This is a genomic window from Streptomyces sp. SID3343, assembly GCF_009865215.1.
Classification (GTDB): domain Bacteria; phylum Actinomycetota; class Actinomycetes; order Streptomycetales; family Streptomycetaceae; genus Embleya.
Genome location: NZ_WWJX01001343.1, coordinates 1 through 6,199 on the forward strand (window position 1 = coordinate 1; position 6,199 = coordinate 6,199).

At 70.9% G+C, this 6,199-nt stretch carries 8 protein-coding genes and 1 pseudogene; 4 read left to right on the forward strand and 5 right to left on the reverse strand.

What is annotated here, in order from left to right; all coding sequences use genetic code 11:
* The coding region (locus tag GT354_RS42585) for an ATP-binding protein (protein WP_237536007.1) at nucleotides 1-801 on the forward strand (801 nt) is incomplete at its 5' end.
* 53 nt (nucleotides 802-854) lie between these two features.
* Here the strand turns inward: GT354_RS42585 and GT354_RS42590 are convergent.
* Nucleotides 855-1,172: a type II toxin-antitoxin system PemK/MazF family toxin gene (locus tag GT354_RS42590; RefSeq protein WP_161362204.1), complete on the reverse strand. Its 318-nt coding sequence runs from the start codon at nucleotides 1,170-1,172 to the stop codon at nucleotides 855-857.
* Nucleotides 1,173-1,485: 313 nt separating this feature from the next.
* Between GT354_RS42590 and GT354_RS42595 the strand changes: the two genes are divergently transcribed.
* The 3 genes from GT354_RS42595 (at nucleotide 1,486) to GT354_RS42605 (ending at nucleotide 3,995) form a co-directional block, all read left to right on the forward strand.
* Nucleotides 1,486-2,724: a histidine kinase gene (locus GT354_RS42595; protein ID WP_161362207.1), complete on the forward strand. Its 1,239-nt coding sequence runs from the start codon at nucleotides 1,486-1,488 to the stop codon at nucleotides 2,722-2,724.
* The gene (locus GT354_RS42600; RefSeq protein WP_161362210.1) at nucleotides 2,721-3,392 is read left to right on the forward strand and encodes a response regulator transcription factor; all 672 of its coding nucleotides are present in this window, start codon (nucleotides 2,721-2,723) and stop codon (nucleotides 3,390-3,392) included. The genes GT354_RS42595 and GT354_RS42600 overlap by 4 nt, the downstream gene beginning before the upstream one ends.
* Before the next feature lie 177 nt (nucleotides 3,393-3,569).
* Nucleotides 3,570-3,995: a hypothetical protein gene (locus GT354_RS42605; protein ID WP_161362213.1), complete on the forward strand. Its 426-nt coding sequence runs from the start codon at nucleotides 3,570-3,572 to the stop codon at nucleotides 3,993-3,995.
* A 47-nt stretch (nucleotides 3,996-4,042) separates the two neighbouring features.
* Here the strand turns inward: GT354_RS42605 and GT354_RS42610 are convergent, their stop codons facing one another.
* The 4 genes and pseudogenes from GT354_RS42610 to GT354_RS42625 all read right to left on the reverse strand — a co-directional run.
* On the reverse strand, nucleotides 4,043-4,252 hold the full coding sequence (locus tag GT354_RS42610) for a hypothetical protein (protein ID WP_161362216.1): 210 nt from the start codon (nucleotides 4,250-4,252) through the stop codon (nucleotides 4,043-4,045).
* Nucleotides 4,249-4,701 (reverse strand): hypothetical protein, encoded by a 453-nt coding sequence (locus tag GT354_RS42615; protein ID WP_161362218.1) that lies wholly within the window; start codon nucleotides 4,699-4,701, stop codon nucleotides 4,249-4,251. Before GT354_RS42615 ends, GT354_RS42610 begins: the two co-directional genes overlap by 4 nt.
* 127 nt (nucleotides 4,702-4,828) lie before the next feature.
* Nucleotides 4,829-5,485: an ester cyclase gene (locus GT354_RS56860; protein ID WP_161362221.1), complete on the reverse strand. Its 657-nt coding sequence runs from the start codon at nucleotides 5,483-5,485 to the stop codon at nucleotides 4,829-4,831.
* Between the two features lie 444 nt (nucleotides 5,486-5,929).
* Nucleotides 5,930-6,199: pseudogene (locus GT354_RS42625) on the reverse strand (TIGR03854 family LLM class F420-dependent oxidoreductase); the annotation flags it as partial.

The following is a 6,199-nucleotide window of genomic DNA, read 5'->3' on the forward strand; positions in this document are numbered from 1 at the left end:
GAGGCCGAGGCGCGCGCGCTCGTGCGCTTGCAGGACGAGGCGCTGCTCCGCCGCGCGGGCGAGCGACCCCGGCTGCGACCCCTGGAGTTCGCCGACCGCACCGACGAAGTGGCCGAGTATTTCGAGGACTTGGGCATCTCGGACGCCTACGACGCGGCGCCCGCGTTCGTCAACGTCGGCCTGTACGGGGACTGGGCGCGCGACGCGGCGGCCGACCTCGGCCCGGCCGCAAGCCCGGGACTGACCTGGTTGGGCGCGACGTTGGAGGGCGAGATGCTCCTCGACGAGGTCGCCGACGCCCTCGGCCGGATCACCGAACTGCTCGCCTCCGCCGCGCAGTACACCCAGATGGACCGGGCGCCGTACCAGGACACCGACCTGCGCAAGGGCCTGGACAGTACGGTGGCGATGCTGGCCGACCCGCTGCGCGAGATCCGGGTCGAGCGCGACTACGCCGAGGATCTGCCGAGCATCCAGGCGTACCCGGCGGAACTCAACCAGGTGTGGACCAACCTGATCGACAACGCCGCGGACGCGATGGGCGGCACCGGCACCCTGACGTTGCGCGCGTGGGCCGAGACCGCGTCGGTCGTGGTGGAGATCGAGGACACCGGACCCGGTATCCCCGCGGACATCCAGGACCGGATCTTCGAACCGTTCTTCACCACGAAGTCGGTCGGCGAGGGGACGGGTCTGGGCCTGGACATCTCGTACCGGATCATCGTGCAGCGGCACGCGGGCGAGGTCGGCGTGGTCTCGGCGCCCGGCCGTACGACGTTTCGGGTCAGACTGCCGCGCTAGCGGCGCACACCGGCGGGCGGACCGGCCCGGTCACAGGCCGCGGCCCCGCCCGATCACAGGCCCAGGACCGCGCGCAGCGCGACGTCGACGAGCTCCATCTCCTCGGGGTCGACCTCGCCCAGGTAGGTGCCCTGTTCGAAGCGGCGATGCCGGGACGTGTACAGGTCGGGCGCGAGCACGACGCCCGCCACCGGCGACGTGATCCGGACCGTGACCAGGGACTCCTGACGGTCGCCGATCGTGTCGACCAACGCGCACAGCGCCGCGCCGGGATGCAGCGCGGCGACGTGGTCGTTCTGCACGATCATGAAGGTGCGGTCGCGGCCGACGGTGGGAATCGTCCACACCTGGCCCCGCTTCAGTGGCCGCACGGCTCCGCCCCTGTCGTGCACGCGAGGGGACCGGCCGACCGGTTGCGAAGCAGCGCCCGCACGGGACTCGTTGGGTCGGGGACGAAGCGGTTGCCGGTAGCCATGGCACCAGTCGTACCAGACGCGACGCCACCGGAAATGCCATCGCGGGGCGCGTTCGCGCTCCGGCGCCGGATTCACCCGATTCGACGCGGGATCGCCCCGGTGATCGCGCCGGTTCGAACACCGAGTCGCAGATCCCTCGTGCGAGCGAGGCGCCGGCCGCCCCGAGCCGGGACACTGGCCGGAACACCGTCATCCAGGAGCCCGCCCCATGTACCAGCACGCCCACGAGGGCCAAGCCGAGCGCGGCGCCGATCGCCACGTGCGCGGTCGGGCCAAACACACGCTCGACCTCGTGCGGCGCACGAACCCCTACGTCGTCGACGGCGCGATCGCGCTGCTGGTGCAGATCCTGGTGATGCTGCCGTGCGTGGTCGCGCTGAAGTCGCCGTACCGGTTGGGCTTCCTCTTCCTGACCGGCACCGCGATTCCGCTGATCTGGCGGCGGCGGTTCCCGCTGACGGTCGCGTTCATCGTCGCGCTGTTCACGATGCAGGTGTCGTTGCTGCACCGACCGGGCCAGTCCTTCCCGTTCGGCCTGACCATCGCGATCTACACGGTCTTCGCGATCGGGCGCCGCTGGCAGCAGGTCTTCATCACGGCTCTCACGCTGCCGATCTCGTTGATCATCGAGTACGTCCGCCACAAACCGCCCCAGCAGGCCACCTTCGACATACTCACCCTGGCCGCCGCCGCCGCGTTCGGGATGGCCGCCCGGCAGCGCCAGGCGTACATCGCGAGCATCGAGGAACGCACGCGCCGACTCGAACACGAACGGGACCTGGAGGCCCGGCGCGCCGATGCCGAGGTGGCCCGCGCCGCCGCGCGCGAACGGGCGCGCATCGCCCGGGACATGCACGACATCCTGGCGCACGCGGTGAGCCTGATGACCGTCCAGGCCGAGGCCGGGCCGGTGGTCGTGCGCAGCGATCCGGCCCGCGCGGAGGCCGCGTTCGACGCCATCGCCGACGCGGGGCGCGACGCGATGGTCCAACTGCGCCGAATCCTGGGCACGCTCAAGGAGGACGACGATCTCGGCGCCCGCGCACCGCAGCCGACGGTGGGCAACATCGCCGACCTGGTCACCGAGGTCGGCCGCACCGGCCTGCGCGCGGTGTACGAGAGCGTCGGCGAGCGGCGACCGCTGCCCTCCGACGCCCAGATCGCCGCGTACCGTGTGGTCCAGGAGGCGCTGACCAACGCGGTCAGACACGCGCGCGCCACACACGTGCGGGTGCGGCTCGAATGGGGCGAGGACACGATGACGGCCACCATCACCGACGACGGATGCGGCGGCAAGCCGCGTCCGGGCGGGGGCCACGGCCTCGTCGGCATCCGCGAGCGCGCGGCGGCGTGCGGCGGCCACGTCACCGCCGGGCCGAGGCCGGGTGGGCGCGGTTTCGAGGTCGTGCTGCGGGTCCCGCTGTTCGAACGCGGCGGGGTGCGATGACGATTCGGGTGGTCGTCGCCGACGACCAGGAACTGGTGCGCAGCGGCTTCGCGATGATCCTCGACGCGCAGCCCGACATCTCGGTGGTCGCCGAGGCGGGCGACGGCCTGGCGGCGATCGAGGCGGTGCGCGCGCACACTCCCGACGTCCTGCTCCTGGACATCCGGATGCCCAGGATGGACGGGATCGAGGCCGCGCGGGTGGTGTCGGCGCAGACCAGCGCGTGCCGGATCGTCATGCTGACCACGTTCGACGTGGACGAGTACGTGTACGACGCGCTGTACGCGGGCGCGGCGGGCTTCCTGCTCAAGGACGTGCGGCGAGACGACCTCGTGCACGCCGTGCGCATGGTCGCGAGCGGCGAGGCACTGCTCGCGCCGTCGGTGACGCGACGGCTGATCGCCGACTACACGCGCCGGCTGCCGCGCACCGAGGCGCCCGCTCGGCGGTCCGAGCGGCTCGACGGCCTCACCGCGCGCGAGCGCGACACGATGCGCTGCCTCGCGCTGGGCATGTCCAACGCGGAGATCGCGGAGGAACTCGTGGTGAGCGAACACACCGTCAAAACCCACGTGAGCAGCATTCTCAACAAACTCGGGTTGCGGGACCGGGTGCATGCGGTGATCTGCGCGTACGAGACGGGGCTCGCGGTACCCGGCGGGGCCTGAACCGGGGGCGTCTCGCTCGCTCGGGCGACCGCGAGGCGACACCCTCCGTCGTACGGGGGAAGTATGTGGCCTCGCCGAAACGGTTCGTTCAGGCGATGCGGTACCCAGGTCCTGCCCCGAATGCTTGTCGTACCCGATGGACCGACCGTCGGGCGGTGAGTCCACGGGGAGCGCACCATGTCGCAAGTCCTGCAACAGACCACGACGAACGAGCTGTACCTACGGCTGAGCGACTGCACCATGCGGGTGGGACGCGGCTCGCGAGGTCGCCCGGCGTTGGAGGTCTACTCCGGCTACCGGCTCTTCCACGTCGCGGTCGCGGGCAACACGCTGGGCCCGAGCCTGCTGCGCGGCGCGCTGCGCTCGCGACGGGGCGAACTCCCGTGGGCCCTCGCCTGGGGCGTGATCCCGGAGGGGCAGGAGCCACCACACGTGCAACTACGCCGCCCGGGCTTCGCCCTGCCGGTACCGGCCACCGTCTTCGGCGACCACTTCTGGGTCTCGACCGTACCGGGCCACTACCGCTCGATCTCGGTGGAAACGGTGGACGGCACCGAGGCCGTGGTGGAACGCCTGAACCGCATGCGAGCCGGGCGACGTTGAGGCCGGGTGGCCTGCCGCCTGCCGCCTGCCGCTTACCGCCTGTCGGGTCAGAGGCGAGGAATGTGCCAGGCCCCGGTGGCGGGATCGTAAGTGATGACCAGGTCGCACTGCTCGGGGAGCACGCGCCCCAGGGTCCACTCCTGCGCTGCCAAGGCGATCTCGACCACGCCGTCGGAATCGGGCAGCCGGATCGGCCCCCACCAGCGGGGACTGCGCCGGAGGAGATCGGCGACGAAGGCCGGGGTCGGCTCGGTCACGGTGACGGGTGGCGGATCCTCTCCGTATACGACTTCGCCTTCGCCCTCGTCCACGCCTCCACCAGCCGCCCCAGATCGTCGCGGTCGAGTACGAGCAGTTCGCCTTGGCCCGCCCACGCCATGTCGTGCACCTCGACGGCGACACGCTGATCACGAGCGATCTCGTGTGCCTGCCATATTCGAAAGGCGGGTTCGGGGTCGCACCAGGAGTGGCCGATGTCGAGAACGACGGCGACGGGCTGCGCGAACGGCGTCAACACGTCGGCGATGTCGGCCACCCGCAGCGCCGCGCCGTCGACCACGTACACGCCGTCGTGGGTGCGCGTTCGGAAAGCGACCGGGAACGAGGCCCGCGCGACCATGCCGATGCAGTTGACCCCGAAGGCGCTGCGTGCGCTCACCGCGAACCCGGGTGCGGGTGCGGGTGTCCCTGTCTTCGGGTCGCTCATGTCGTGCTCCTCGGCCTGCCGGCCGCGCGTTCCGGGGGTCGGGCGCGGGCACGTGAACGGGCCGCCGGGGTCACTCCGGCGGCCCGTCAATGTAGCGAGGTGCGTGCGGCGTTCGTTTCGGGGGACGCTAGTTGCCGTGGGCCACCGGGCAGCCGCCGGTGAGTTGGCCCAGGAAGGCGTTGGGGTCGTAGTAGTGCTCGACCTCGACGAGTCGGAGGTCGTCGCTGACCTTGGCGACGCTCATGCCGAACATCTCGATCTGCTTGCCGTTCGGTTCGAAGCCCTTGTACTCGCCGGTGAAGCTGCCCCAGTGGCGCCACTTGAACGCGACCACGGGCGGCGGGGACAGGACCTCCAGGACCTCCCAGTAGAAGCCCTCCGGGAACGCGGTGTGGAAGATGTGGTGCGAGGACTCGAAGCTCTCCTCGCCCGGCGAATAGAAGATGCTGTCGCCGATCAGGATGTTGTAGCTGCCCTGCTCCACGATGTCCCGAGCGCTCGCCCACGGGCCGCCGTTGACGTTGGTGCGGAAGCGGTCGGTGACCATCGAGACCCAGGTCGCGGGGTCCCGCTTGTGCGAGACCTCCATCTCGAAGACCTGCACGATGCTCTCGACGATCGCCTCCAGCGAGTCGGGGGCGTGCTGCGTGCTTCGCTGCCCCGGCATCACCGTGTGCGACAGGTGGTAGTCGGGGGTCTCTTCGCGCCAGTCGCCGGGAGCGGCGGCCGCCACGACGGCGTCACGTCCCTGGAGCCAGAGCGGGGTCGTGGGGGAAGTCGACACGTGTTTTCCATCCTTCGTCGCCGGCGGCAGCGCTCGGTGGCGCGCGCCATCCGGAGGGGAACGGTGGCGATCCTGACCCAGTGTCAGACCGGGCGCAACCCTGTGTCGGTGCCGGGTGACTTCGCGCGATGGCCGGATTCGATCGCCTGTGTCGTACGGAATCCGGCCAAAGGGTGGGGGACCTCAAGTCCCGCGCATTCGGGGCCTGTTCACGTGTCGAGCCGGGCGTCGGCGCAGGTGGGCGCGGGGCAGGGCACGGACCGGCCGGGGCCGGCCCGACGCGTTCGGTCGGGTGGAGCGCACGAATCAGGCTGTCGTCGATTGGCGCGATATTTTTCCTCACGGAGCGTCAGTTCGCGTGTACGACAAGATCGTTCGCGTTTCCGTCGATGCCGTGTCGCCGGTTGTCGCGGGGCTGTTCCGCGGTAGCGGCCGGGATTCGCCTCAGGGCGTTTCCAGGGGCAGTAGTTCGGCGGCGAACGCGTCCAGGAACGCGGTCCACGACACGGGCGCGGCGGCCGGGCGGATCACGAACTTGCTGATCCCCGCGTCCGCGTAACGGCGGATCAGTCCGCGCGCGGCGGCCCAGCCGTTCGGTACCAGGTCGGCCGGGTCGACGTCGGGACGCTGCCGGCGCAGCGCGCCGAACTCACGGCCCATGGCGTCGTCGAACGCGACGACCAGGCTCATCCCGTAGTGGTCGTCCTCGACGCC

What these genes read in the sequence shown, in the direction of transcription:
- GT354_RS42595 (WP_161362207.1), top strand. Translation starts at nt 1,486, where the DNA reads ATGTACCAGCACGCCCACGAGGGCCAAGCCGAGCGCGGCGCCGATCGC.
- GT354_RS42600 (WP_161362210.1), top strand. Translation starts at nt 2,721, where the DNA reads ATGACGATTCGGGTGGTCGTCGCCGACGACCAGGAACTGGTGCGCAGC.
- GT354_RS42605 (WP_161362213.1), top strand. Translation starts at nt 3,570, where the DNA reads ATGTCGCAAGTCCTGCAACAGACCACGACGAACGAGCTGTACCTACGG.
- GT354_RS42615 (WP_161362218.1), bottom strand. Translation starts at nt 4,701, where the DNA reads ATGAGCGACCCGAAGACAGGGACACCCGCACCCGCACCCGGGTTCGCG.